Consider the following 23,916-nt stretch of genomic DNA (forward strand, 5'->3'; position numbering starts at 1 on the left):
TGAGTCGTTCGAACACCTTTTCTCGTTATTTTTCCATGGCATGGAGTGCGTTATCGTGAACAGACGGACGATGTTGCGCGCTGGCTGAGCCAGCGTCATGGGCGCATGTGAGGCGCGTGTAATAACATCTTGGGATCGGCTTGCCGCCGGATCTTGGGGTGTAGAGTCCAGGCTCTTGTTTAGGTGTGATGTCGATGATCCCTTCCTATTCCCGTATGACCAATCTGCTGTTCTGGTTCTTGTTGGCCATCAGTCTGCTGGCGATCCTGCTGTTCGAGTTCGGGCCCGAGCAGCGCCTGAATATCTTGGCCACGACCGAGCTATCCGCCAAGGCGCAGGACGATCGGGTTCATGGCGGGCGTTCTGTCACGACCCTGGTCGGCGATGAGCACAGGCCTGCCATCGACTGCCAACTGCGTGAAGGTTATGAGTTCCCCTTCTGCGAACTGATCCTGACCCTGAGCGAACCCGAACGGGGGATCGATCTGTCCCATTTCGATGGCATGCGGGTCAAGCTCAGGGCCGAGGGCGGACAACCCCAGATCTGGCGCTTCTTCTTGCGCAACTACGATCCCAGCTACTCGAGGCCCGGGGATGATATCTCCCATAAATTCAATGAAGTGATGTTCCGCCCCAATGATTACAACGTGCTGCAGGATGTGCCGTTGGACGTATTTGCCCCCAGTTCATGGTGGGTGCAGCAGTACAATATCCCGTTGGCGGAGCAGGGGGCGGATTTGCGGCACATCTATGCTATCGAACTGGCCTCCGGCGACAGGATGCGGCCGGGTAACTATCAGCTGGAACTGGAGCAGCTGGAGTTCTATGGCCGCTGGGGCAAGCCGGGGGACTTTTACCGCTACCTGCTGATGAGCTGGCTGGCGTACGGGGTCCTGCTGTTTTTGATGCAATACCTGCTGGTGGGGGACAAGCTGCGCAAGGCCAGGGCGGCGCGGCTGGCGGCCGAGGCGCTGAGCCAGAGCCTGAGCGAGCAGAATCGCCGCACCGAGGAGGAGGCCCGCTACGATCCCCTGACCGGCGCCCTCAACCGGCTCGGCGGCGAGAAGCTGCTGGGCGAGCTCGGCGAGATGCCGCTCTCCTTCATCTACATCGACATAGATCACTTCAAACACGTCAACGATGCCCACGGTCATCCCATGGGGGACGAGGTGCTCAAGCACATGGTGAGCGAGGTGCTGCGCCATTGTGACGCCCTCTGCCGCCTGGTGCGCTGGGGCGGGGAGGAGTTCGTGCTGGTCTGCCTGCATTACGAGCAGGCGAGGGCCGAGGCGCTCGCCGAGCGGATCCGGGGGGCGCTTGAGTCGTACCCGAATTGGCCACTCGGGCTCAAGGTCACCGCCTCCTTCGGGGTGGCGGAGCGGCGCGGGGATCCGTTGGAGAAGACCCTCAAGCGGGCCGACGAGGCGCTCTATCAGGCCAAGGAGCGGGGGCGTAACCGGGTCGAGGTCGGCTAGTGGGAGGCGCCGCCTGGGTGGATGAGACCAGGCTGGCGCCGAGGGGGAGAAAACCGCTATGCTGCGCGGCCTTGGGTCCTGCCGCCCATCTCATCTTCTGACAAGGAGCTATCTCATGCCGCAACACCTTGGTGCCCTGACCCTGCTGGTGGCCGATTATGACGAGGCCATCGCCTTCTTCACCCTGGGGCTCGGTTTTGCCTTGCTCGAAGACAGCCCGCTGGACGAGCCGGGCAAAGCGGGCAAGCGCTGGGTGCGGGTGGCCCCGCAAGGGGCTCCGGGCTCGGCCCTGCTGCTGGCCCGCGCCGCCAATCCCGATCAAGAAGCCGCCATCGGCAAGCAGGGCGGTGGCCGGGTCTTCCTGTTCCTCGAGACCGACGACTTCTGGGGGAATTACCATCGCATGCAGGCCTATGGCGTTCATTTTTGTGAACAGCCTCGCGTCGAGCCTTACGGCACAGTCGTGGTGTTCGAGGATATCAGCGGCAACCGCTGGGATCTGCTGCAACGGTCCGCTGCCAACTGACACTGAAAACGTTTATTATCCCGCCCGTCATAAAGTCATAAAAGTGTCACAGAAAGTTCTAATAATTGGCGCACCCATCTTCACAGAGGAGAGAGAAGGGATATGGCTAAGCGAATTCTGGTGGTCGAGGACGAGGCACCAATCCGCGAAATGCTCTGCTTCGTGCTCGAGCAAAAAGGATATGAGACGGTTGAAGCGGAAGATTATGCCGATGGACTGGCGAAGGTGCGCGAACCTTACCCCGAACTCATCGTGCTGGACTGGATGATGCCAGGTGGCAGTGGCATCCAGTTCATCAAGCAGCTCAAGCAGGATGAGGTGACCCGCCAGATCCCCGTGGTGATGCTGACCGCCCGTGGCGAGGAAGAGGACAAGGTGCGTGGTCTGGAGGCGGGAGCCGACGACTACATCACCAAGCCCTTCTCTCCCAAGGAGCTCACCGCCCGTTTGCACGCCGTGATGCGCCGCGTCTCCCCCACCTCGGTGGACGAGGTGATCGAGGTGCAGGGGCTCAAACTGGATCCGGTTTCCCATCGCGTCAGCGCCGAAGAGAAGGCCCTCGACATGGGGCCGACCGAGTTCAAGCTGCTGCACTTCTTCATGACCCATCCCGAGCGGGTTTACAGCCGCGAGCAGTTGCTCAACAACGTCTGGGGTACCAATGTGTATGTGGAAGACAGGACGGTGGACGTGCACATCCGTCGCCTGCGCAAGGCCATCGAAGAGACGGGGCACGACAGATTGATCCAGACGGTGCGTGGAGCCGGATACCGCTTCTCAACCCGTCTCTAGGGGTCCCCATGTTGCAATTGCCTTCTGGTGGTGGCCCTTGTTCTTTGCTGTCTCTGGGAGCGCTTGATGTTGCAACGTCACCCCTGTCGGTGGTGACCCTTGCTCTTTGTCGTCTCTAGGAGATCTTAAATGTTGCAACCTTACGCCTGGCGGCGACAGTTGTGGCGAATGGCGTTCTTCTACGCCCCCTTCGTCTTGGTAGGTTGGTTGATAGATCATCTCGCGCTCTGCCTGCTGGTGGCGACCCTGCTGCACCTTGGCTGGCATTACCGCTTCCAGAAGCGCCTGTCTGACTGGCTGTGGCACGATCGCAGCCTGGTTCCTCCCAACGGCAGCGGCAGCTGGGAATACATTTTCAACGGTATCTACAAGTTGCAGCAGCGCCACCGGGCCCGCCGCCGCGAGCTGGCGGGCCTCATCCGCCGCTTTCGGGAAGGGGCCGAGGCGCTGCCCGACGCAGCCGTGGTGTTTCGCACCGACGGCAGCATCCTCTGGTGCAACCGGCTGGCGGAGCAACTGCTCGGTTTTCGCTGGCCGGAGGATGCCGGTCAGCACATCGGCAACCTCATCCGCAATCCCGCCTTCGTCGCGTATCTGGGCAAGGGGCAGTATGACGAGCCGTTCGAGATGAGCTCCCCCATCAACGAGGAGAAGTTTCTCGAATTCCGGATCATGCCCTACGCCGAGGATCAGGCCATGCTGGTGGTGCGGGACGTGACCCGGCTGCGCAGCCTGGAGAAGACCCGCAAGCACTTCGTCTCCAACGTCTCCCACGAGCTGCGCACCCCGCTCACCGTGCTCAAGGGCTACCTGGAGATGACAGAGGAGCCGCCGCCCCCGGCCATGTGGGCCAAGGCCCACAGGGTGATGATGGAGCAGACCATCCGCATGGATAACCTGGTCAATCAGCTGCTCACCCTGTCGCGCATCGAGGCCGCGCCTAGCGTGGATCTCTCCCATCTGGTGGACATGCCCGCCATGCTGGGGCTGCTGGAGCAGGAGGCGCGGGCACTGTCGGGAGAGAGTGCGCATCAGCTTGAGTTCAAGGTGCAGTCCGACCTGTTTGTACGAGGGGACCGGGATCAACTGCGCAGCGCCGTCTCCAACCTGGTCTACAACGCCATCCACTACACCCCGGCGGGGCGCAAGATCAGCGTGGAGTGGCGCAAGCAGGGCGCCATGGCGCTGTTCCTGGTGCAAGACGAGGGGGAGGGGATTGCGCCCGAGCATCTGGCGCGGCTTACCGAGCGCTTCTATCGGGTCGACAAGGCGCGCTCTCGCCACACCGGCGGCTCCGGGCTCGGCCTTGCCATCGTCAAGCATGCGCTGAGTCATCACGACGCCCAGCTCGAGATAGAGAGCCGGGTCGGCCATGGCAGCCGCTTCAGCTTCCTCATCCCCGCCCGCATGGTGGTAGTTAAATAACCATTTGAGTCAATTGGTTAGTGACAATATCAGGGCCGCTCGTGCGGCCCTTTTTTCATTTGTCATGATTCTGTCTCATGTCATTAAAGTGTCACATTAAATCCATAAATTTGTCACTGCCAGGTCAGATACTGGCGCCGTCTTAAGAACGGACCTTCAGCCACATTGGAGAGGAGGGGACGGAATACAACTTTGCAATCTGACTGATGCAGTCGGGTTGACCACGGCAAGACAGTGTTAATCGGCGCCATGTATTGGCAATAGCCTTCTGTAATTTTGGAGAGATTGGATGAAACTCAACAAACTGGCTGGTGTAATCGGATTTACCGCAGCAACCCTGTTTTCTGTCAGCGCTCTGGCTGCCGGTGTGGATAAAGAACTGCCGGATTACACTCCGACCAGCGGCATCTCGGGCAACCTGTCCTCTGTCGGCTCGGACACCCTGGCCAACATGATGACCCTGTGGGCCGAAGAATTTAAGCGCATGTACCCCAACGTCAACGTGCAGATCCAGGCCGCCGGTTCTTCTACCGCGCCGACCGCGCTGACCGAAGGTGTTGCCCAGTTTGGCCCCATGAGCCGTGCCATGAAGGCCGGTGAAGAAGAGGCATTCGAGAAGCGCTACGGCTACAAGCCTACCGCCATCCGTGTCGCGGTCGATGCCCTGGCCGTGTTCGTCAACAAGGACAACCCCATCAAGGGGCTGACCATGCCGCAGATCGACGCCATCTTCTCCAGCACCCTCAAGTGCGGCGAAGCCAAGGCTGCCACCAAGTGGTCTGATCTGGGTCTGGACGGCAGCTGGTCCTCCAAGGATCTGCAACTGTTCGGTCGCAACTCGGTCTCCGGCACCTACGGTTACTTCAAGGAGCACGCCCTGTGTAACGGCGACTTCAAGAGTGGCGTGAACGAGCAGCCGGGCTCCGCCTCCGTGGTGCAGTCCGTCTCCTCCTCCCTGAACGGCATCGGCTACTCCGGCATCGGCTACGTCACCTCCGGTGTGCGCGCCGTACCCCTCTCCAAGGATGGCAAGACCTTCATCGAAGCCACCTCGGATAACGCCATCACCGGCAAGTACCCGCTGTCCCGCTTCCTGTACGTTTACGTGAACAAGCATCCGAACAAGCCGCTCTCCCCGATGGAGCAAGAGTTTGTGAAGATGATCCTCTCCAAGGCGGGTCAGAACATAGTCGCCAAGGACGGTTACGTGCCGGTACCGGCCAAGGTGGTACAGGCCGACCTGAAGAAGCTGGGCGTGATGTAATCCCCTCGCCTCGGTACGACAGACAAACGAGCCCCTTGCGGGCTCGTTTTTATTGGTGCAACGGGATCTTTTTGGTCGCATGAACGGATTGTCGGCTTGCACCCGAGGGCGGCATTTCCGAAAATGAGCTAATCACCTCATGGTAAAGGATCCCTTCATGCGTGCCTCTTCCCTGCCCAAACTCGGCCTGGTGGCCCTGTGCAGTGCCCTGCTGGCCAGTTGTGCCCAGTCTCCCACCGGTCGTAGTCAAATGCTGCTCTTCTCCCCCCAGCAGATGAACCAGCTGGGCGCCGACTCTTTTGAAGAGATGAAGAAGCAGGAGAAGGTGAGCACGGATGCCAAGATGAATGCCTATGTCTCCTGCGTCGCCAAGGCGGTGACCGCCCAGGTCCCTGCCAGCTACGGCATCACCAGCTGGGAAGTGGTGGTGTTTGACTCCAAGGAGGTGAACGCCTTCGCCCTGCCGGGCGGCAAGATCGGGGTCTACAGCGGCCTGCTCAAGGTGGCCAAGAACCAGGATCAGCTCGCCACCGTCATCGGCCATGAGTTGACTCACGTGCTGGCCCAGCACTCCAACGAGCGCCTCTCCCGGGATCAGCTGACCGGCATCGGTCTGGCGGTGGCGGATGCGGCCATCGGCAGCAGCCAGGGGGGCGGTGCCACCATGGCGGCCCTCGGGCTCGGGGTGCAGGTCGGCATCACCCTGCCCTATGGTCGTGAGCAGGAGAGTGAGGCGGACCGGCTCGGTCTGGCGCTGATGGCCCGTGCTGGCTTCGATCCGGCGCAGGCGATTCCCCTGTGGCAGAACATGAGCGCCGCCGCCGGTGGCAAGGCGCCGCCCCAGCTGCTCTCCACTCACCCGAGTGACGCGAGCCGTATCGCCGAGCTGCAGGCCCAACAGGCCGAGGTGCAGCCCCTCTATCAACAGGCCCGTGCGTCTGGTCTGGCCCCTCAGTGCAAGGCATAACATTGCGACTGGCCCGTCCTGCGGATGCCGCCGCCATGACGGTGATGCAGCGGGCCAGCTGGCTCGCTGTCTATGGTGATCTGCTCGGCGAGGGTCTGCTGACGCAGCTGGCCGTCACCGATCATCTGCAGATCTGGCGCCGCCGCCTCGCGGCCCCCGGCCCCATTCCCATGCTGCTCTGCCTGGATGAGGTCGTCATCGGCCTGCTCTACTGGCAACCGGAGCAGGAGGGAGAATTCCTGACCGCGCGCATCCTCGCCCTCTATCTGCATCCCGGGCACTGGCGCCAGGGCCATGGCAAACGGTTGTGGCAGGCGGTGGCGATGCAGATGCGCCGGGCCGGCTGCGAGTGCGTCAGATTGTGGCTGCTCGATGGTAACCAGATAGGTGAGGGGTTCTACCAGCGCCGTGGTTTCGTGTTCGATGGGCAGGAGCGCACCCTGACCAGCCTTGGGCAAGCCTGTCTGCAGCGACAAATGTGCCGTTTGCTTTGAGCTGGCTCTCGTTTTTCGCCCATGGTTACTTTATTTTTTTTGCGAATTAATACAATGTGCCCCTTCTGGACAGACTGAGGTGACGAGCTCACCGGCAAGGGAGTGTGGACATGTATTACGGCTTTGATATTGGCGGCACCAAGATTGCCTTTGCTGTGTATGACGCTGAACTGAACCTCTGTCACGAGGAGCGCATGAGCACGCCCGGTGACGACTACCAGGGGTTGCAGCAGCTCATTCGCTCCCGTGTCGACGCGGCCGATGAACGCTTCGGCGCCAAGGGCGTGGTCGGCATCGGCTTTCCGGGCATCCTCAATCGCCACGATGGCAGCATAGTGGCGGCAAACCTGCCCGCCATTCACGGCCGCCATCTGGGGGCGGATCTGGCCGAGCTGCTGGGTCGCGCGGTCAAGGTGGACAACGATGCCAACTGTTTCCTCTGGTCTGAAGTGCACCAGGGCGCCGCCGCCGAGGCCGACAGTGCGCTTGGGGTGACCATAGGCACAGGCATAGGTGGCGCCGTCTATCTGGCCGGCAAGCTCATTCAGGGACGCAACTGGCTGGCGGGCGAGATAGGCCACTACCCCCTGCCTGCCACCATCCTGATGAAGTACCCCGACCTGCCTCGTCCCCGTTGTGGCTGTGGTCGCCTGGTCTGTTTCGAAACCTATGCGTCCGGCACCGGCCTGGAGCGGCTCTATCACCATTTCCACGGCGAGCGTGCCAGCGGCCACCAGATAGTCGCCCGTTATGAGGCCCGCGAGGCGAGCGCCCTGGCGGCCATCGACTGTTGGCTGGAGATCCTGGCCGCCGGGCTCGCCACCGCCATCTCGGTGCTGGATCCCGAGGTAGTGGTGCTGGGAGGGGGCCTGAGCGGCCTGCCTGTGCTCTATCAACAGCTGCCCCAGCGCCTGCCCGGTCACCTGCTGCCCGGGGTCGCCCTGCCGGCTATTCGCCAGGCCAGCTTCGGCGGTGCCGGCGGTGTGCGCGGCGCGGCCCTGCTCAATTTATGAGATCAGACACAGGGTCTGATCTCCCCGGATAAGGAGTCATCATGACCCGTCTTGAAATCTGTATCGACAACCTGGAATCCCTGTTTACCGCTCAAGAAGCTGGCGCGGATCGCATTGAGCTCTGCTCTGCGCTGGGCCTCGGCGGCCTCACTCCTTCTTATGGCTTCATGCAGCAGGTGGCGCGCCACTCGACCATCCCTGTGTACGCCATGATCCGCCCCCGTGCCGGCGATTTTTGCTTCAGCCCCGCCGAATTTGATCTCATGTTGCTGGATGTGGCCGCCGCCCGCGCCGCAGGCCTGCAAGGGGTGGTGGTCGGCCTGCTGGACGAGACCGGCCGGGTGCCTGCCGCCGAGCTCAAGCAGCTGGTGGAGGCCGCCGGTCCCCTCGGTGTCACCTTCCACCGCGCCATCGATCTCAGCTCCAACTGGCGCGCGGATCTCGAGACCATAGTGGCGGCCGGTTGTGAGCGGATCCTGAGCTCGGGTCATGCGCCGACCGCCCTGGCGGGCCTTGAGACTCTGCAAGCCATGCAGCAGACCCTGGCCGGCCGTGCCAGCCTGATGCCGGGGGCCGGCGTCAATGCCGACAACGTGCGCACCATCCTCGAATTTACCGGCGTGAGTGAGGTGCATATGTCCGGCATGGGCTGGCGTGGTGGCATGGTGCCTCACGGCGTCAACATGGGCACCTCGGACGATGGCCGGGTGAATATTACAGACGGTGCCAAGGTAGCGGCGGTGCGGGCCTTGCTGGATCAGGTCTGAAGAGCGAGTGTGCGACCCGTAACGGATCTTGTCATCTGAGCCCAGTCTGCCCCGCCTTGTGTGAACTCTCTCCCAGAGGCGGGGAAATCAACATGGCCGCCCGCAGCACCCGGTGCAAAAGTCTGATATCATCCCGTCTCTTTTTACATGCATTTTTATTACTTGGATCTGGAGCCATATCTCAATGTCCCAATACGACTCTATCGAACAGAAGGCCAGCTATGGCATCGGCCGCAACATGGGTGATCAGTTGGCGCAGCAAGCCTTCGCTGGCCTGGATATCCCGGCCCTGCAACAAGGCCTGGCAGATGCCCTCAATGGTCTGGAGTTCGCGGTCAGCCGTGACGATATCAACGATGCCTTCCAGGTGATCACCGCCCGCATGCAGGAAGAGCAGGAAGCCGTCGCCAAGGCAGCCGCTGCCGATGGCGAAGCCTTCCTGGCCGATAACGCCAAGCGTGCCGACGTGAAAGTGACCGATTCCGGTCTGCAGTATGAAGTCATGGTAGAAGGCAATGGCGCCGTGCCGGTGGCCGGTCAGTCTGTGCGCGTGCACTACCACGGTACCTTCACCCACGGTGGCGTGTTCGACAGCTCAGTCGCTCGCGGCGAGCCGGCCGAATTCCCGGTCACTGGCGTGATCGCCGGTTGGGTTGAAGCGCTGCAGATGATGCCGGTTGGTTCCAAGTGGAAGCTGTTCATTCCCCAGGATCTGGCTTACGGTGCTCGCGGTGCCGGCTCCATCCCGCCGTACTCCGCCCTGGTCTTCGAAGTGGAGCTGCTGGACATCCTGTGATCCAGCTGGCTTGACCACGTAAAACAAACGGCGACCTCAGGGTCGCCGTTTGTTTTTGGTTAGCCGACGTGGGCAATGTGCAGACATCGGGGTTTTGGATATAGTCAGGTCAGCTCAGGGAGAGAGACCATGGCTGCCATCATCGAAGTCGTCGACCTCATCAAGCACTTCCCCGGCGTCAAGGCGGTGGACGGGCTCAGCTTTGCCATTCCCGCCGGCAGCTGTTTCGGCCTGCTCGGACCAAACGGGGCGGGCAAGACCACCACCATAGAACTGCTGGAGGGGATCCTCACCCAGGACGGCGGCCAGATCCTGTTTCATGGAGCTCCTCGCGGCGCCGATTATCGCTCCCGCGTCGGCATCCAGTTTCAGCACACGGCACTGCAGGATTTTTTGACGGTGCGCGACACCCTGCGCCTGTTCGCCAGCCTCTATCCCAACCCCTTGCCGCGTGACCTGCTCATCGAGCTGTGCGCCCTCGGCGAGTTTATCGATCGGGACAGCCGCAAGCTCTCCGGCGGCCAGCGTCAACGGCTGCTGTTGGCGCTGGCCCTGCTCGGGGATCCCGAGCTGCTGTTTCTGGATGAACCCACCACTGGACTGGATCCCCAGGCGCGTCACCACTTCTGGCAGCGTATCGAGGCGATCAAGGCTCAGGGCAAGACGGTGGTGCTCACCACCCACTACATGGACGAGGCGCAGCAGCTGTGCGATCGCATCGCCATCGTCGATCACGGTCATCTGCTCAGCCTGGATACCCCGGCGGCCCTGTTGGCCCGCCACTTCGACGGTGTGCTGGTGCGCCTCGCGGATCACCCGGCGCTGGTCAGCCTGGGCCATCCCCTGCAACGGCATGGGGATCAGGTGGAGTTGACCTGCCCGGACGTGGCGGCCCTGCTGCCACGTCTGCTCGGCCTGGGCGTGCCGCTCACCGGCATGCAGGTGCGATCCCCGAATCTGGAGGATCTCTTCTTGCACCTGACCGGCCACAGCCTGAGGAGCGGTTCATGAACGGCGCCATCAAGCGTATCGGCGCGCTCTTCTACGCCCGCAACCTGGAGTTTGTGCGAGACAGGGCGGCGCTGGTGTGGAATCTGGCGTTCCCGCTGCTGCTGGTCATCGGCTTCTCTCTCATCTTCTCCGGCCCCCCCAAACCCCTGGTGCAAATCGGGGTGCTGGGGGAGCTGAGCCCTGCCTATCAGCCCCTGCACGCCATTCCACTGCTGAAGCTTATCCCCTATGACGACGAGGGGAGGGGGCAGCTCAAGGTGCGCCACCATCAGCTGGATCTGCTGCTCTCGCCCGCCCGTGGCCACTATTGGGTCAACCCGGACGCGCCTCAGGGGGCCATGGCTGAGTATCTGTTGCGCCAGACTGTGTTCCTGCCGCTGGTGAAGGAGAGCCTGAGCGGACAGGCCATCCGCTACGGTGACTGGCTGTTGCCTGGGGTGATCGGCATGAACCTGATGTTCTCCGGTCTGTTCGGGGTCGGCTTCGTCATCGTACGCTACCGCAAGAACGGTGTGCTCAAGCGATTGCGGGCGACCCCGCTCTCCGCCGCCGAGTTTCTCTGTGCCCAGCTGCTGTCACGGGTGTTGATCACCCTGGTGGTGAGCCTGCTGGTGTTTCTGGTGGCCTACTGGCTGCTGGATGTACCCCTGCTGGGGTCGGGCTGGTTGTTGCTGCTGATAGCCCTGGTGGGGGGCGCGGCCATGGCATCCCTGGGTCTGCTCATCGCTGCCCGCATCCAGAATGAAGAGTTGGCGAGCGGTTTGCTCAATCTCATCAGCCTGCCCATGATGTTCTTATCCGGCGTCTGGTTTTCGCTGGAAGGGTCTCCTGCCTGGCTGCAGGCGGTCGGGGCCAGGTTGCCACTGAGCCAGATCATCGAGGCGGCCCGTGCCGTGATGCTGGAGGGGGCGGGTTGGCAGCAGGTGGCAGGGCCACTGGTCCAGGTCATCCTATTCGCCCTGGTGTGTGTGGTGCTGGGCTCTGCGATGTTCAAATGGAGTGCAAAATGAAGTCAGTCTGCTGGTTATTGCTGCTGGTTGCCGCACTGCCGGTGAGCGCCGGCACCCTGCGCTGCAAGAGTGCGCTCCTGACCGAGGGAGATACCACTGCCGAACTGCTGATCCGCTGCGGTCAGCCCATGCTCAAGGAAGATCTGACCCGCTACGAGGAGAATGGCTTCGGTGCCCGGATGACGGTCAAGTATGCCGAGCGCTGGACCTACAACTTTGGCAAGAACCAGTTCATGCAATTTGTCACCGTCGAGAACGGCGTCATCACCGAGATCGAGGATGGCCCCCGCGGCGGCTGAGTTGCCATAGCAGCAGGTTACAAGCCGGGCCACTCATGGGAGGCCAGTGCTGGTGCCTCTTCAAAGCCTTTTACCCACTTCTATACCCACCTCTTCCCGCCTCCGCCCCCCATCCCGATTTGCATTGTTCATGGCGTTGTGTCTCCAGGGGCAGGAGCGCTCTCTATGGGAACACCACTCCCAAAACCGGGGCATGATGGCAGAAACATGAGCCTAATGAGTCAGTTGACCGCAGATCTCACTGCCCCATCTCGGTGCGGCCCCATTTTTCTTCAAAAATAATCCTCACAGTGCGAATGGCCTCCGGCAGCAGGCTATTTTGGAAATAAGGGTCTATTTTTTATTCATAAGGTGTTTATCGGCCAGTTCGAACATTTTGTGCTGCTGCACCAGAATTGGGCTCGGTTGCACCGATTGACAGGTTTTTCACCGGCTGGATAAGCTGCAAAAAAGTAGGGAAAACGCTGGCATCTTGTTGGATTTAGGGTGCCAACTCGAATCAAACCACAGGGAAGAGTGACATGAAGCAGATACACAAGGTGGGTATGGTGATAGTGCTGTCGCTGGCGGCAGCCAATGTTTGGGCCGACGGCACCCTGGATGCGGTCAAGAAGAAAGGGTTCGTGCAGTGCGGGGTTGGCGATGGCCTGCCCGGTTTCTCCAACCCGGATGCCAAGGGTACCTGGACCGGTCTGGATGTGGACGTGTGCCGCGCCGTGGCCGCTGCCGTGCTCGGGGATGCCACCAAGGTCAAATATGTCTCCCTGACCGCCAAGGAGCGCTTCACCGCCCTGCAATCCGGCGAGGTGGATCTACTGTCGCGCAATACCACCTGGACACTGACCCGGGATGGATCTCTGGGCCTCACCTTCGCCGGGGTGAACTACTACGACGGTCAGGGCTTCCTGGTCAAACAATCCCTCGGGGTCAAGAGTGCCAAGGAGCTGGATGGCGCGGCAGTCTGTATCCAGTCCGGTACCACCACAGAGCTCAACCTGGCGGATTATTTCCGTGCCAACGGCGGCATGAAATACACCCCTGTGGTGTTCGATACCTCAGACCAGACCGTCAAGGGCTTCGAGGCCGGCCGCTGCGATGTGCTGACCTCGGATCAATCCCAGCTCTACTCCCTCAAGATCAAGCTGGCCAAGCCGGAAGAGGCTCTGGTACTGCCCGAAGTCATCTCCAAGGAGCCGCTGGGCCCGGCGGTGCGCCAGGGGGATGAGCAATGGTTCAAGGTGGTGCGCTGGAGTCTCTACGCCATGCTCAACGCCGAGGAAGCCGGGGTGACCAGCGCCAACGTGGACGAGATGCTCAAATCCACCAACCCGGATATTCGCCGTCTGCTGGGGCTGGAAGAGCCCAAGGGCTCCGTGCTGGGGCTGGATGACAAGTGGGCGTACAACATAGTCAAACAGGTTGGCAACTACGGCGAGTCGTTCGATCGCAACGTGGGGGCGGGCTCTCCCCTCAAGATCGATCGCGGCATCAACGCACTCTGGAACAAGGGTGGCCTGATGTACGCACCGCCCATTCGTTGAGTCGATGAGCAGTCGGGGGGCCTGACCCCCCATTTTCCCCTTGCCTTGGCTTTGTCGGAGTCATCCTTATGGCGTTACATGCATCAAACCATAAGAAGGAACAGGGCCGCTGGTGGTATGACGCCAAGGTACGGGCGCTGGTGTTCCAGTGTCTGGCCATCGCCGCCGTTCTCGCCTTTCTGTTCTACATCATCAACAATGCCCTGACCAATCTGGCGACCCGTGGCATCACCACTGGGTTCGATTTTCTGGGCAACACCGCCGGGTTCGGCATCTTGCAGAGCCTGATCCCCTACGACGAGACCTATACCTTCGGTCGCACCTTTGTCGTAGGTCTGCTCAATACCCTGCTGGTCTCTGTACTCGGCATCCTGTTTGCTACCGTGCTGGGCTTCGTGCTCGGGGTGGCTCGGCTGTCGAGCAACTGGCTGGTGGCCAAGATTGCGACTGTCTATATCGAGACGTTTCGCAACATTCCGCTGCTGCTGCAGATCTTCTTCTGGTACTTCTCTGTGCTGCGCACCCTGCCATCCCCCCGCGAGAGCGTGGAGCTTGGCGGTCTCGCCTTCCTCAATGTGCGGGGTTTCTATCTGCCCAAACCGCTGTTTGAGGAGGGGTTTGGCTATGTATTGTGGGCCTTGCTTCTGGCGCTGCTGATCAGTTGGGGCCTGCGCCGCTGGGCCGCGCGCCGTCAGGAGCTGACCGGCAGGATGTTCCCGGTCTGGAGCTGCAGCCTGGGGCTCGTCGTCTTGCTGCCCGCTATCACCTTCCTGCTGGTGGGCAGCCCCCTTGCCTGGAGCGTCCCGACCCTGCAGGGCTTCAACTTCCGGGGCGGGTTGACGGTCTTGCCGGAACTCGCGGCGCTGCTGCTGGCGCTGACCATCTACACGGCGGCCTTCATCGCCGAGATAGTGCGCTCCGGCATCCTAGCCATCAGCAAGGGGCAGACGGAAGCGGCCTCCGCGCTGGGGTTATCCCCCACCAAGACGCTTCGACTGGTCATTATTCCGCAGGCGATGCGGGTCATCATACCGCCGCTCACCAGCCAGTACCTGAACCTCACCAAGAACTCGTCCCTGGCCACCGCCATCGGCTACCCGGATCTGGTCTCGGTGTTCATGGGCACCACTCTCAACCAGACGGGGCAGGCTATTGAAGTGATCGCCATGACCATGGGGGTCTATCTCCTCATCAGTATCACCACCTCGGTGCTGATGAACATCTATAACCGCAAGATGACGCTGGTCGAGCGCTAGGAGGTCTTATGTCGATGAAACAACGAGGAATAGAGGACCGTCAGCTTGCTTCGCTGTATTCCAATAGTCATGGGGAGGCCGTATGCATGTGAATGAGTTGCAAGAGGCGCTGCCGCCCCCGGACAACCGGCGTGGTGTGCTGGCCTGGCTGCGGCAGAATCTGTTCCCCAACTGGTGGAATGGGTTGCTGACCCTGGTACTGGCCTACCTGCTGCTGCCCCTCATCTGGTCGGCCCTGGACTGGGCGCTGTTCTCGGCTACCTGGCAGGGCAGCAGTCGTGCCGACTGTGTGCAGGGGGGCGCCTGCTGGATCTTTATCGAGAGCCGGCTCGGCCAATATCTCTACGGCTTCTACCCAGGGGATCAGTATTGGCGCATCAACCTGGCCTTTGTGGGCTTGGCGGTGCTGCTGGCGCTGCTGATCTGGCCGCGTACGCCGCGCAAGGGCTGGCTCGCACTGTTCACCCTGCTGGTGTTTCCGGTCATCGCCTTCCTGCTGATCCACGGTGGCGCCGGCCTCGAGGTCGTGGAGACCAACCGCTGGGGCGGCTTGATGCTGACCCTGGTGTTGGCGGTGGTGGGGATAGCCGTCGCGCTGCCATTCGGGATCTTGCTGGCACTGGGGCGTCGCTCCCACATGCCGGTCATCTCCAGCCTCTCCACCGTCTATATCGAGTTCTGGCGGGCGGTACCGCTCATCACTGTGCTGTTCATGGCATCCGTCATGTTGCCACTGTTCATGACCAGCGAGGTGGAGCTCGACAAGCTGTTGCGCGCCCTCATCGGCATCATCTTGTTCCAGTCGGCCTATGTGGCGGAGGTGGTGCGCGGTGGCCTGCAGGCGATCCCCAAGGGGCAGTACGAGGCGGGGGAGGCGCTCGGGCTCTCCTATTGGAAGGTGATGGGGCTCATCATCATGCCCCAGGCCCTCAAGATCACCATTCCCTCCCTGGTGAACACCTTTATCTCGCTGTTCAAGGACACCAGTCTGGTGCTGATCATAGGCCTGTTCGACCTGCTCGCCATCTCCAAGGTGGCGCTGGCGGATCCGGCCTGGCTTGGCTTCTCGACCGAGGCCTATGTGTTTATCGCCATGATCTTCTGGATGTTCTGTTTCGGCATGTCCCGTTACTCCATCTATCTGGAACGCAAGCTCAACACGGGCCACAAGCATTAGGAGCAGGTTAACGATGACGACAATGGCGACGGCAAAGCATGGCGATTTTCATGGACAGCAAGTGGAACGACCACGAGTAGCAGGAGTAGCTTCAAAATGACGATGGACACAGTGGTTGCACTCAGAGACGTCAACAAATGGTATGGCGAGTTTCATGTGTTGCGTAACATCAACCTGCAGGTGAGCAAGGGCGAGAAGATAGTCATCTGTGGCCCGTCTGGTTCCGGCAAGTCCACCATGATCCGCTGCATCAACCGCCTCGAAGAGCACCAGAGCGGCGACATCCTGGTGAAGGGCACGGCGCTCACCTCGGATCTCAAGAACATAGAGACGGTACGCCGGGAGGTGGGCATGGTGTTCCAGCACTTCAACCTCTTCCCGCACCTGACGGTGCTGGAAAACTGCTGCCTAGCCCCCATCTGGGTCAAGCAGTTGCCGCGCAAGGAGGCCGAGGAGATCGCCATGACCTTCTTGCGCCGGGTGCGGATCCCGGAGCAGGCCCTCAAGTACCCGGGCCAGCTCTCCGGCGGTCAGCAGCAGCGGGTGGCCATAGCACGCAGCCTGTGCATGAACCCGCAAGTCATGCTGTTCGATGAGCCCACCTCGGCGCTCGATCCCGAGATGGTGCGGGAGGTACTGGATGTCATGGTGGAGCTGGCCCATGAGGGGATGACCATGCTTTGCGTCACCCATGAGATGGGCTTTGCCAAGCAAGTGGCGGATCGGGTGATCTTCATGGACAGGGGCCAGATCATCGAGGAGAACGTGCCGGATCAGTTCTTCGACCATCCCCAGTCGGAGCGCACCAAGCTGTTCCTCTCCCAGATCCTGCAGCATTGAATCCCGCCTTGCCTCCTCATGAAAAAGGCCCGCCCGCTCGGTGAGCGGCGGGCCAAAAATGTACATGGAAGCAGACTACAGACGGAAAGGAGTATGTCAGCCAGGCAACAGGGCCGTGGTGCGCAGATCCCGCACCGCCAGATTGATCTGCCGGGCCAGCCGCAAGGCCTGGTGACAGCTCAACGTCTTCAAATCGATGACCCCACCCTGAAACTCGAATCGCCCCAATGCCTCTACCATGAAACTTCCTCGATGGAAGCTCTTGATATGGCGGGCAATCTGGCGAGGAGACAACTGCTTGAACACCTTCATGGCAAAACACCCCGTTGTTTGGACAGGGCACACTATGCCGTCGTCTCGTGACACTAATATGACATTTGATAGAGGTTTGTATGAATCCATAAACTCATACCCTGGATCTGGATGCCGAGTGTCTGAATCGTTGAAAAAGTTGTGCGGTGGCAGTGTCCTGGCCCGATATACTGCGGCTCATCAAAAGATCTTAACAAGGTGCCTCGCGTGGAGTGGGTGGACGTAGTAGATGAGCAAGATCGCGTAATAGGCGTCGCCGAGCGGGCCCGGGTGCGGCGGGAGAACCTGCGCCACCGCGCCAGCTATATCCTGGTGCTGGATGATGAGGGCCGTATCCTGGTACAGCGGCGGACCCTCGGCAAAGACTTCTGCCCCGGCATGCTGGATGCCTGCGCCGGCGGTGTGGTGACCCAGGGCGAGGTGATGGAGCCCAGTGCCAGGCGTGAACTGGCGGAGGAGCTGGGTATCTTTGATGTGCCCCTGCAGAGTTTTGGTACCTTCTACGCCGAAGGGGAGGGGTACAGGGTCTGGGGTGGCCTGTTCAGTTGTCGCTATCAGGGCCCGCTGCAACTGCAGGCGGAAGAGGTGAGCGAGGTGCACTGGATGAGCCTCGTCGAGATAGCAGAGCGGGCCGCCGAATTCACGCCTGATTCCCTGTTGGCCATTTCAACCTGGCAGGCTCGCCAGCTGGGCTGAGGCTAGCGGCGTGAGTGACCCAATCCCCCGTCCTCTGCTGGCTATTTCAATTGGGCTGCCTCGCTGGCGAGACAAACCGTTCGGTGCGGGCTGCCCAATGCACTTTCCATGGCTCCCGGCAGGCCATCGCTATCTGGCGATATCACCAGCAGGCCGGGCCTGTGTCCCCCTCTTCCGGCTTGGAGTAGACTGGGGCTCCTGCCCTCCACTTAAGGACGAGACATCATGATCACAGTTGGCCAATCCCTGCCCGCGGGCGAATTTACCTTCATCACCCCGGATGGCAAGCAGGTGCTGGATACCCAGGCCCTGTTTGCGGGCAAGAAGGTGGTGCTGTTCGCCGTGCCCGGCGCCTTTACCCCCACCTGCTCCAACGCCCACCTGCCCGGTTATGTGGTGCTGGCGGACGAGTTTCAGGCCAAGGGCGTCGACGCCATTTATTGCCTGTCGGTGAACGATGCCTTCGTGATGAAGGCCTGGCAGGCTGCCCAGAACGCCGAGGCCATCACCATGCTGGCGGATGGGGACAGCAGCTGGACCCGGGCCCTCGGCCTTGCCAAGGAGACAGGGGCCTTCGGCGGTCTGCGTGCCCAGCGCTTCGCCTTGATAGCCGTGGATGGGGTGGTGCAGCAGCTGTTCGTGGAGGCGCCAGGCAAGTTCGAGGTGTCGGGGGCAGAGAGTCTGCTGGCGGCCCTGTGAAATGTTAATCATTGTTTGATTAACGCTTGAAATAGCAAGTCGGCTCGCTACACTGGGCCCGCTTTTGGGTGGAGCCAGGCACAGCGCCTGGCTCTCGTGTTTGCAGTGGACGGAATAGAAGAATATGACTCTGGCTTTTGTTGCCCTGATTGCCGGACTGGCGCTGCTGGTCTGGAGTGCGGATAAATTTGTGGACGGCGCCGCCGCGACCGCCCGTTACGCCGGCATGCCGCCCTTGCTCATCGGCATGGTGATCATCGGCTTTGGCACCTCGGCCCCCGAGATGGTGGTCTCCGCCCTGGCGGCCTCCCAGGGCAACCCGGGCCTGGCGCTTGGCAACGCCTATGGCTCCAACATCACCAATATCGCCCTGATCCTGGGTCTGACCGCCCTGATCAGCCCCATCGCCGTCTCCTCGCAGGTGGTGCGCAAAGAGATCCCCATACTGCTCGGCATCACCTTGCTCTCCGGCGCCTTGCTGATGGATGGTCATCTGGGCGGCATGGATGCCCTGATCCTGGGCGCCGTTTTCCTGATGCTGATGGGCTGGTCCATCTGGGCCGGCATGCGCGGCAAGGGGGATGCCCTGGATGCGGACACCGAGGACGACATCAGCAGCGAGGGCATGTCCCTCAAGAGCGCCATCCTCTGGCTGGTCGTGGGTCTGGTGCTGCTGATCCTGGCCTCCCGCCTGCTGGTATGGGGCGCGGTCACCATAGCCCAGGCGCTCGGCATCAGCGATCTGGTGATTGGCCTGACCATAGTCGCGGTGGGCACCTCATTGCCGGAGCTCGCCTCCTCTCTCATCGCCATTCGCAAGAAGGAGCACGATCTGGCCCTCGGCAACGTGCTCGGCTCCAACCTGTTCAACACCTTGGCGGTGGTCGGCATCGCCGCCGGCATAGCGCCGCTCGATGTGGATTCCATGGTACTGTCCCGTGACTGGTCCGTGATGATGGGGCTGACCCTGCTGCTGCTGGTGATGTGTCTCGGTCGCAAGGGGCAGGGGCGGATCAACCGCTGGGAAGGGGGCTTGTTGCTCGCCATCTTCGTGGCCTACACATTCTGGCTGCTTGGCAGTCAATTTATCTAAAAAGCGTTAGATTAGTAGTCGTTTATTCTGTTAAATAAGGCTGATTTAGCCACTGTTCACCATAGGTCGCCGACCTTATCGACCTGCAGATTGACATAAAAAAGGGGGAAGCATCGGCTTCCCCCTTTTTATTGGTGCACTCGGTGGCGGTTTAGGCCACGGCCACCAGTTTCTGCTTCTGGGCGCTGTCCAGGATGAGGATGCTGGCCTTGGGGAAGAAGTTGAAGGTGGAGGCGGAGGCCCAGGTGTAGGCTCCCATCACCCGACCGACCACCAGCTCGCCTATCTCCAGATCCGGCAGCATGATGCCGTCCCGGATCACGTCCACGCTGTCACAGGTGGGGCCGGAGAGCACGGCGTTGTGCAGCGCACCGCTGGCGTAGGGGGTGCTCACCGGGTAGGTGACGTGGTCATAGAGCTGGCCGTTATAGCTGCCATAGAGGCCGTCATCCAGGTAGTACCAGATCTTGTCGCCGCGGTGGGCCTTGCCCATCACGCAGGCCACCGAGGTCATGGCCGGCGCGCTGATGAAGCGGCCCGGCTCGGCAATCTTCTGCACGGTGGCGGGCAAGCGGGCGAGCGCTTCGCGAATGGGGGCGCAGAAGCCGTCGATGTCGAACTCGCCGCCCTCATAATCCACCGGGAAGCCGCCGCCGATATCCAGCACCCAGGGCTTGAGGCCGAGATCCCATGCCTGCTCCATGATCTCGCGGCAGGCGTCGATGGCCTGCACGTGACGACGGGAGTGGGGCACCTGGGAGCCGACGTGGAACGACAGCCCCATCACCTTGATGCCCTTGGCCTGGGCCAGTTGCAGCAGCGGCAGCGCCTGTTCCGGGGTGCAGCCGAACTTCTTGGAGAGATCGACCTTGGTCTCCGGGTTCGGGAAGCTGACCCGCAGCAGCAGCTTCACCTCGTCCTTGTAGGGCAGGAACTTCTCCAGCTCCAGCGGGTTGTCATAGACAAACACGGTGCAGCCAAACTCCAGCGCATAGCGAATGTCGCTGTCGCGCTTGATGGGATGGGTGTGAATGCAACGGCCCGGGCGAACCCCTTGGCTGCGCACCAGATCCACTTCGCCATTGGTCGCCAGATCGAAACAGGCGCCCTCTTCCTTCAAGACAGAGACCACTGCCTCATGGGGCAGGGGTTTGAGTGCATAATGCAAGCGCACATCGGGCAGGGCGGCCACCAGGGCCCGATACTGTTTGCGGACGGCTGCCTTGTCGAGCAGCAGCAGGGGTGAGCCAAATTGTTCAACCAGTTGACGGTAATCTTGTGCGACCAGGGTCTCGTTCATTCTCTTTTGAAAGTCCTTAGGGGGCGCGATATGCCCAAGCCTTATGCGATTGAACCGGCGACGGCCGGCTCAGGCGAGTGGTCCGGAGGGACCAACCAGACACAGTGCATAACTTGAATGCAAAGTGCTTAGTTATGCGCGGGATTATCGGCTTATTGCGTTTGTGTGCAAGCATTTTGATTGGATATGTTGGCAAGTTTTTCTGGTCGAGACGAAATAGGCTATCGATATAAAACCCGCAGTCGGCTGTCTGTTGGGGGCGGTGTGAGAATCGTGCGTTAACTTATTGATAGGTAACGAGCATTTAACATCTTGTCGGCGCAATCGCTTCGCGGGAAAAAAGCGCAGGCAGAGCCGGGCTAGTGCGAGACAGCTCACAGTTTTTGGATTACCATGCCCGCTTCCTAATCCAAACTAGTTCGGATGAAGGTAGCAGGAGAGCGATGGGGGACCATCCACCGAAGAAGTGAATCTTTCAGGTACCGGGCAACCGGTGTGGACTGCTACTGGACGATACTCTGGAGAGACCCGTTAGATCGGGCGCCGAAGGAGCAAGGCATCCTGACTGCATCGCAGTCGGGGGTCGGAAACTCTCAGGCAAAAGGACAGAGGGGATGGGATGGTTGTACCTGAGCTTAGAACTGTTCACGAGCTGTCACGAGAGGTCGTCAGCAAGGTAAAGAGCAGCGCAGGAACCGGAGTGTATGTGAATACATGAGGATTCTGAGCAGCACATGAGCCTTGATCACGGCCTCGCAGTAAGAGTGTAAACCCGTTCTTGGCCCGCATCCGATCGCCTTTGGGGATCGCGACACCTATGGGAAGATCATCCTTCTCCTCCTTAATCGTTGTTTTTTAAGGAGGATGCATGTCATCAATTCAAGCGGCGCTCAGCGCCATCGATAGCTTTGTCTGGGGTCCGCCCCTGCTGATCCTGCTTGTCGGGACCGGTATCTATCTCACCCTGCGTCTGGGTCTGCTTCAGATCGTGCGCCTGCCCCTCGCCCTCAAGCTGGTATTTGGTCGCGATCAGGGCCATGGCAAGCAGGGGGACGTCTCCAGCTTCGGCGCACTCTGCACCGCGCTCTCCGCCACAATCGGCACCGGCAACATCGTCGGGGTCGCCACCGCCATCAAGCTCGGGGGCCCGGGCGCCCTGTTCTGGATGTGGATGGCGGCCCTGTTCGGCATGGCCACCAAGTACGCCGAGTGCCTCTTGGCGGTCAAATATCGCCAACAGGACGCCAACGGCCAGATGGCGGGTGGTCCCATGTATTACCTGGAGAAGGGGCTCGGCTCCAAGCCGCTCGCCAAGCTGTTCGCCCTGTTCGGCATAGGTGTCGCCTTCTTCGGCATCGGCACCTTCCCCCAGGTCAACGCCATCTCGGATGCCATGAGCCTCTCCTTCTCGGTGCCCCGCGAGGCAACCGCCGTGGTGCTGACCCTGATCGTCGCCCTGGTGACGCTTGGGGGGATCCAGTCCATCTCCAGCGTGTCGAGCAAGGTGGTGCCCTTCATGGCCATCTTCTACATCCTGGCCTGCGCCGGGGTGCTGGTGAACAACGCCGGCGCCCTGCCGGATGCGGTACTACTGGTCATCAACAGCGCCTTCACCGGCCACGCCGCCACCGGCGGCTTTGTCGGCGCCGGCATCATGCTGGCAATCCAGTCCGGGGTGGCGCGGGGGGTATTCTCCAACGAGTCAGGTCTGGGCTCGGCCCCCATAGCTGCGGCGGCGGCCAAGACGGATTCCTGTGTGGAGCAGGGGTTGGTCTCCATGACAGGCACCTTCATCGATACCCTGATCATCTGCACCATGACGGGCCTGACCCTGGTGGTGACCGGGGTCTGGAGCGGGGACTTGAGCGGCGCCGCCATGACCAGCGCCGCCTTCGCCCAGGGGCTGGATGCCCAGGTCGGCCAGTATTTGGTGAGCATAGGTCTGCTGTTCTTTGCCTTCACTACTATCCTCGGCTGGAACTACTACGGCGAGCGCTGCACCGAGTACCTGTTCGGGGTCAAGGCCATCAAGCCCTACCGCCTCATCTATCTGGTGCTGGTGGCGAGCGGCGCCTTCCTCCATCTGGACATGATTTGGCTCTTGGCGGATATCGTCAACGGCCTGATGGCGGTGCCCAACCTCATCGGTCTCATCGGCTTGCGCCACGTGGTGATCGCCGAGACCCGCGCCTACTTCGGCCGGGACACCGACAGGGAGCCCGAGCCGCAGGCTGCCTGAGTCTGATTGCCCCGGATGCCAACAAAAAGCCACGACCCAGGTCGTGGCTTTTTTATTTGCTGCGCCATTTGCATAAACGGCAGTAGGGAGGACGTCTTCCCTCTCCCACTGGGAGAGGGTCAGGGTGAAGGGAGAGGCTCTTCGCTCAATAGGCTCTCCAGCCGTGCTCGCACCTTGTTTACCAGCTCGGTCCCGCTACCCTGCCAGCGGATAGCGTGCGCGAGCGTGGTGGAGGTGCCGGGGAGAAAGCGCAGCTCCCCGCCCGCCAACTCGTAAAAACGGCTCGCCATCCGGGTGCCCTCGTCCACGTCGCCTGCCACCAGCAGCATGGCCTGGGCCAGCACGGCGCCCCGATGAGTCTGGCCCGGCGCCAGCCAGCGCTGGGCGGTGCCGGTGACCTTGCGGCCCTCGATCACCAGATTGTACTGACCGTCGCAAAAGGAGCCGGGCACAAAGTCGTAGCCGCCTTCAAGGCCATATTCCCCGAGCAGGGCCAGCAGCGGCGCCCCCAACAGCTGGTAGTAGTGACCGAGATCCGTGGTGGTGCGCGGCAGCATAATAGACAAGTTGAGGATGCCGGCGCCGTGGGGCACGGCGGTGCCGCCGCTGTCACGCACATGCACGGGCCAGCCCTCGGCGGCGAGCCGCTCACAGGCTGCCTGATAACGGGGCAGACGCACGTCCTTGCGGGTGACGATGAGACACTGGGGCCCCTGCCAGAGGTGGGCACGGGCTCGGCCGTCATGGGCGCACTCCCGCAGCCACTGCTGCTCCTGGGTCAATATCTGGTCCGGGGTATGGCTGGCGGGTGGGGAAGGCAGCAGGGTATAGGGCATGAAGGGCATCCTGAGGCAGAGGCTGCCAAGCACAGTACCCGTGGTGTGCAGGTAGGTAAAGCCCCGCATGGCGGGGCTTGGTCGGAAT

24 protein-coding genes and 1 riboswitch are annotated in these 23,916 nt (G+C 61.3%); of the genes, 21 read left to right on the forward strand and 3 right to left on the reverse strand.

Annotation, left to right across the window (positions count from 1 at the left end):
* Positions 1-194 precede the first annotated feature (194 nt).
* The 17 genes from CUC44_RS00615 (at position 195) to CUC44_RS00695 (ending at position 16,653) form a co-directional block, all read left to right on the forward strand.
* Positions 195-1,475, forward strand: a complete 1,281-nt coding sequence (locus tag CUC44_RS00615) for a GGDEF domain-containing protein (protein ID WP_100858071.1) — start codon at positions 195-197, stop codon at positions 1,473-1,475.
* Between the two features lie 115 nt (positions 1,476-1,590).
* The gene (locus CUC44_RS00620) at positions 1,591-2,001 is read left to right on the forward strand and encodes a VOC family protein (protein WP_100858072.1); all 411 of its coding nucleotides are present in this window, start codon (positions 1,591-1,593) and stop codon (positions 1,999-2,001) included.
* Positions 2,002-2,103: 102 nt separating this feature from the next.
* Positions 2,104-2,793 (forward strand): phosphate regulon transcriptional regulator PhoB, encoded by a 690-nt coding sequence (gene phoB / locus CUC44_RS00625; RefSeq protein ID WP_041206225.1) that lies wholly within the window; start codon positions 2,104-2,106, stop codon positions 2,791-2,793.
* Positions 2,794-2,922: 129 nt separating this feature from the next.
* Positions 2,923-4,218, forward strand: coding sequence for a phosphate regulon sensor histidine kinase PhoR (gene phoR, locus CUC44_RS00630; RefSeq protein WP_100858073.1), 1,296 nt, complete (start codon positions 2,923-2,925; stop codon positions 4,216-4,218).
* A gap of 289 nt (positions 4,219-4,507) precedes the next feature.
* Positions 4,508-5,482, forward strand: coding sequence for a PstS family phosphate ABC transporter substrate-binding protein (locus tag CUC44_RS00635; RefSeq protein ID WP_100858074.1), 975 nt, complete (start codon positions 4,508-4,510; stop codon positions 5,480-5,482).
* A gap of 157 nt (positions 5,483-5,639) precedes the next feature.
* On the forward strand, positions 5,640-6,449 hold the full coding sequence (locus tag CUC44_RS00640) for a M48 family metallopeptidase (RefSeq protein WP_100858115.1): 810 nt from the start codon (positions 5,640-5,642) through the stop codon (positions 6,447-6,449).
* Positions 6,437-6,943 (forward strand): GNAT family N-acetyltransferase, encoded by a 507-nt coding sequence (locus CUC44_RS00645; RefSeq protein WP_100858075.1) that lies wholly within the window; start codon positions 6,437-6,439, stop codon positions 6,941-6,943. The genes CUC44_RS00640 and CUC44_RS00645 overlap by 13 nt, the downstream gene beginning before the upstream one ends.
* Positions 6,944-7,053: 110 nt before the next feature.
* Entirely contained in the window at positions 7,054-7,956 is a 903-nt protein-coding gene (locus CUC44_RS00650) for an ROK family protein (RefSeq protein WP_100858076.1), read from the forward strand.
* Between the two features lie 41 nt (positions 7,957-7,997).
* Positions 7,998-8,723: a copper homeostasis protein CutC gene (locus CUC44_RS00655; protein ID WP_100858077.1), complete on the forward strand. Its 726-nt coding sequence runs from the start codon at positions 7,998-8,000 to the stop codon at positions 8,721-8,723.
* 184 nt (positions 8,724-8,907) lie between these two features.
* On the forward strand, positions 8,908-9,519 hold the full coding sequence (bamJ, locus tag CUC44_RS00660) for a BamJ family beta-barrel-assembly machinery protein (protein ID WP_100858078.1): 612 nt from the start codon (positions 8,908-8,910) through the stop codon (positions 9,517-9,519).
* Positions 9,520-9,648: 129 nt separating this feature from the next.
* Positions 9,649-10,530: an ABC transporter ATP-binding protein gene (locus CUC44_RS00665; protein ID WP_100858079.1), complete on the forward strand. Its 882-nt coding sequence runs from the start codon at positions 9,649-9,651 to the stop codon at positions 10,528-10,530.
* The gene (locus tag CUC44_RS00670) at positions 10,527-11,540 is read left to right on the forward strand and encodes an ABC transporter permease (RefSeq protein ID WP_100858080.1); all 1,014 of its coding nucleotides are present in this window, start codon (positions 10,527-10,529) and stop codon (positions 11,538-11,540) included. The genes CUC44_RS00665 and CUC44_RS00670 overlap by 4 nt, the downstream gene beginning before the upstream one ends.
* The gene (locus tag CUC44_RS00675) at positions 11,537-11,839 is read left to right on the forward strand and encodes a DUF2845 domain-containing protein (RefSeq protein WP_100858081.1); all 303 of its coding nucleotides are present in this window, start codon (positions 11,537-11,539) and stop codon (positions 11,837-11,839) included. Before CUC44_RS00670 ends, CUC44_RS00675 begins: the two co-directional genes overlap by 4 nt.
* Positions 11,840-12,360: 521 nt before the next feature.
* A complete protein-coding gene (locus CUC44_RS00680) occupies positions 12,361-13,380 on the forward strand; it encodes an amino acid ABC transporter substrate-binding protein (RefSeq protein WP_100858082.1) in 1,020 nt (339 codons plus the stop codon).
* A gap of 68 nt (positions 13,381-13,448) precedes the next feature.
* Entirely contained in the window at positions 13,449-14,636 is a 1,188-nt protein-coding gene (locus CUC44_RS00685) for an amino acid ABC transporter permease (protein ID WP_100858083.1), read from the forward strand.
* Between the two features lie 82 nt (positions 14,637-14,718).
* Positions 14,719-15,813, forward strand: a complete 1,095-nt coding sequence (locus tag CUC44_RS00690) for an amino acid ABC transporter permease (protein ID WP_100858084.1) — start codon at positions 14,719-14,721, stop codon at positions 15,811-15,813.
* Positions 15,814-15,909: 96 nt separating this feature from the next.
* On the forward strand, positions 15,910-16,653 hold the full coding sequence (locus CUC44_RS00695; RefSeq protein ID WP_100858085.1) for an amino acid ABC transporter ATP-binding protein: 744 nt from the start codon (positions 15,910-15,912) through the stop codon (positions 16,651-16,653).
* A gap of 96 nt (positions 16,654-16,749) precedes the next feature.
* On the opposite strand, the gene CUC44_RS00700 is transcribed toward CUC44_RS00695, so the two are convergent.
* Entirely contained in the window at positions 16,750-16,965 is a 216-nt protein-coding gene (locus CUC44_RS00700) for a DUF1107 family protein (RefSeq protein ID WP_100858086.1), read from the reverse strand.
* 207 nt (positions 16,966-17,172) lie between these two features.
* On the opposite strand from CUC44_RS00700, the gene yfcD reads away from it, so the two are divergent.
* The 3 genes from yfcD (at position 17,173) to CUC44_RS00715 (ending at position 19,453) form a co-directional block, all read left to right on the forward strand.
* A complete protein-coding gene (gene yfcD / locus CUC44_RS00705) occupies positions 17,173-17,661 on the forward strand; it encodes an NUDIX hydrolase YfcD (protein ID WP_100858087.1) in 489 nt (162 codons plus the stop codon).
* A gap of 225 nt (positions 17,662-17,886) precedes the next feature.
* Positions 17,887-18,360, forward strand: a complete 474-nt coding sequence (locus CUC44_RS00710) for a peroxiredoxin (protein WP_100858088.1) — start codon at positions 17,887-17,889, stop codon at positions 18,358-18,360.
* Positions 18,361-18,484: 124 nt separating this feature from the next.
* Positions 18,485-19,453, forward strand: coding sequence for a calcium/sodium antiporter (locus CUC44_RS00715; protein WP_100858089.1), 969 nt, complete (start codon positions 18,485-18,487; stop codon positions 19,451-19,453).
* A gap of 151 nt (positions 19,454-19,604) precedes the next feature.
* On the opposite strand, the gene CUC44_RS00720 is transcribed toward CUC44_RS00715, so the two are convergent.
* Complete coding sequence (locus CUC44_RS00720) at positions 19,605-20,753, reverse strand: type III PLP-dependent enzyme (protein WP_100858090.1); 1,149 nt, start codon at positions 20,751-20,753, stop codon at positions 19,605-19,607.
* A 508-nt stretch (positions 20,754-21,261) separates the two neighbouring features.
* A riboswitch (glycine riboswitch) is annotated at positions 21,262-21,372 on the forward strand.
* Between the two features lie 249 nt (positions 21,373-21,621).
* Here CUC44_RS00720 and CUC44_RS00725 point away from each other — a divergent pair.
* Entirely contained in the window at positions 21,622-22,992 is a 1,371-nt protein-coding gene (locus tag CUC44_RS00725) for an alanine/glycine:cation symporter family protein (protein WP_100858091.1), read from the forward strand.
* A 119-nt stretch (positions 22,993-23,111) separates the two neighbouring features.
* On the opposite strand, the gene CUC44_RS00730 is transcribed toward CUC44_RS00725, so the two are convergent.
* Positions 23,112-23,828: a lipoyl protein ligase domain-containing protein gene (locus tag CUC44_RS00730; RefSeq protein WP_100858092.1), complete on the reverse strand. Its 717-nt coding sequence runs from the start codon at positions 23,826-23,828 to the stop codon at positions 23,112-23,114.
* Between the last annotated feature and the right edge of the window lie 88 nt (positions 23,829-23,916).

Source organism: Aeromonas lusitana, from assembly GCF_002812985.1.
GTDB lineage: Bacteria > Pseudomonadota > Gammaproteobacteria > Enterobacterales > Aeromonadaceae > Aeromonas > Aeromonas lusitana.

Excerpts from the sequence above, each read along its gene's own strand:
- CUC44_RS00615 (WP_100858071.1), top strand. The coding sequence starts at position 195 with ATGATCCCTTCCTATTCCCGTATGACCAATCTGCTGTTCTGGTTCTTG.
- CUC44_RS00620 (WP_100858072.1), top strand. The coding sequence starts at position 1,591 with ATGCCGCAACACCTTGGTGCCCTGACCCTGCTGGTGGCCGATTATGAC.
- phoB (WP_041206225.1), top strand. The coding sequence starts at position 2,104 with ATGGCTAAGCGAATTCTGGTGGTCGAGGACGAGGCACCAATCCGCGAA.
- phoR (WP_100858073.1), top strand. The coding sequence starts at position 2,923 with ATGTTGCAACCTTACGCCTGGCGGCGACAGTTGTGGCGAATGGCGTTC.
- CUC44_RS00635 (WP_100858074.1), top strand. The coding sequence starts at position 4,508 with ATGAAACTCAACAAACTGGCTGGTGTAATCGGATTTACCGCAGCAACC.
- CUC44_RS00640 (WP_100858115.1), top strand. The coding sequence starts at position 5,640 with ATGCGTGCCTCTTCCCTGCCCAAACTCGGCCTGGTGGCCCTGTGCAGT.
- CUC44_RS00650 (WP_100858076.1), top strand. The coding sequence starts at position 7,054 with ATGTATTACGGCTTTGATATTGGCGGCACCAAGATTGCCTTTGCTGTG.
- CUC44_RS00655 (WP_100858077.1), top strand. The coding sequence starts at position 7,998 with ATGACCCGTCTTGAAATCTGTATCGACAACCTGGAATCCCTGTTTACC.
- bamJ (WP_100858078.1), top strand. The coding sequence starts at position 8,908 with ATGTCCCAATACGACTCTATCGAACAGAAGGCCAGCTATGGCATCGGC.
- CUC44_RS00665 (WP_100858079.1), top strand. The coding sequence starts at position 9,649 with ATGGCTGCCATCATCGAAGTCGTCGACCTCATCAAGCACTTCCCCGGC.
- CUC44_RS00670 (WP_100858080.1), top strand. The coding sequence starts at position 10,527 with ATGAACGGCGCCATCAAGCGTATCGGCGCGCTCTTCTACGCCCGCAAC.
- CUC44_RS00675 (WP_100858081.1), top strand. The coding sequence starts at position 11,537 with ATGAAGTCAGTCTGCTGGTTATTGCTGCTGGTTGCCGCACTGCCGGTG.
- CUC44_RS00680 (WP_100858082.1), top strand. The coding sequence starts at position 12,361 with ATGAAGCAGATACACAAGGTGGGTATGGTGATAGTGCTGTCGCTGGCG.
- CUC44_RS00685 (WP_100858083.1), top strand. The coding sequence starts at position 13,449 with ATGGCGTTACATGCATCAAACCATAAGAAGGAACAGGGCCGCTGGTGG.
- CUC44_RS00690 (WP_100858084.1), top strand. The coding sequence starts at position 14,719 with ATGCATGTGAATGAGTTGCAAGAGGCGCTGCCGCCCCCGGACAACCGG.
- CUC44_RS00695 (WP_100858085.1), top strand. The coding sequence starts at position 15,910 with ATGACGATGGACACAGTGGTTGCACTCAGAGACGTCAACAAATGGTAT.
- CUC44_RS00700 (WP_100858086.1), bottom strand. The coding sequence starts at position 16,965 with ATGAAGGTGTTCAAGCAGTTGTCTCCTCGCCAGATTGCCCGCCATATC.
- CUC44_RS00710 (WP_100858088.1), top strand. The coding sequence starts at position 17,887 with ATGATCACAGTTGGCCAATCCCTGCCCGCGGGCGAATTTACCTTCATC.
- CUC44_RS00715 (WP_100858089.1), top strand. The coding sequence starts at position 18,485 with ATGACTCTGGCTTTTGTTGCCCTGATTGCCGGACTGGCGCTGCTGGTC.
- CUC44_RS00720 (WP_100858090.1), bottom strand. The coding sequence starts at position 20,753 with ATGAACGAGACCCTGGTCGCACAAGATTACCGTCAACTGGTTGAACAA.
- CUC44_RS00725 (WP_100858091.1), top strand. The coding sequence starts at position 21,622 with ATGTCATCAATTCAAGCGGCGCTCAGCGCCATCGATAGCTTTGTCTGG.
- CUC44_RS00730 (WP_100858092.1), bottom strand. The coding sequence starts at position 23,828 with ATGCCCTATACCCTGCTGCCTTCCCCACCCGCCAGCCATACCCCGGAC.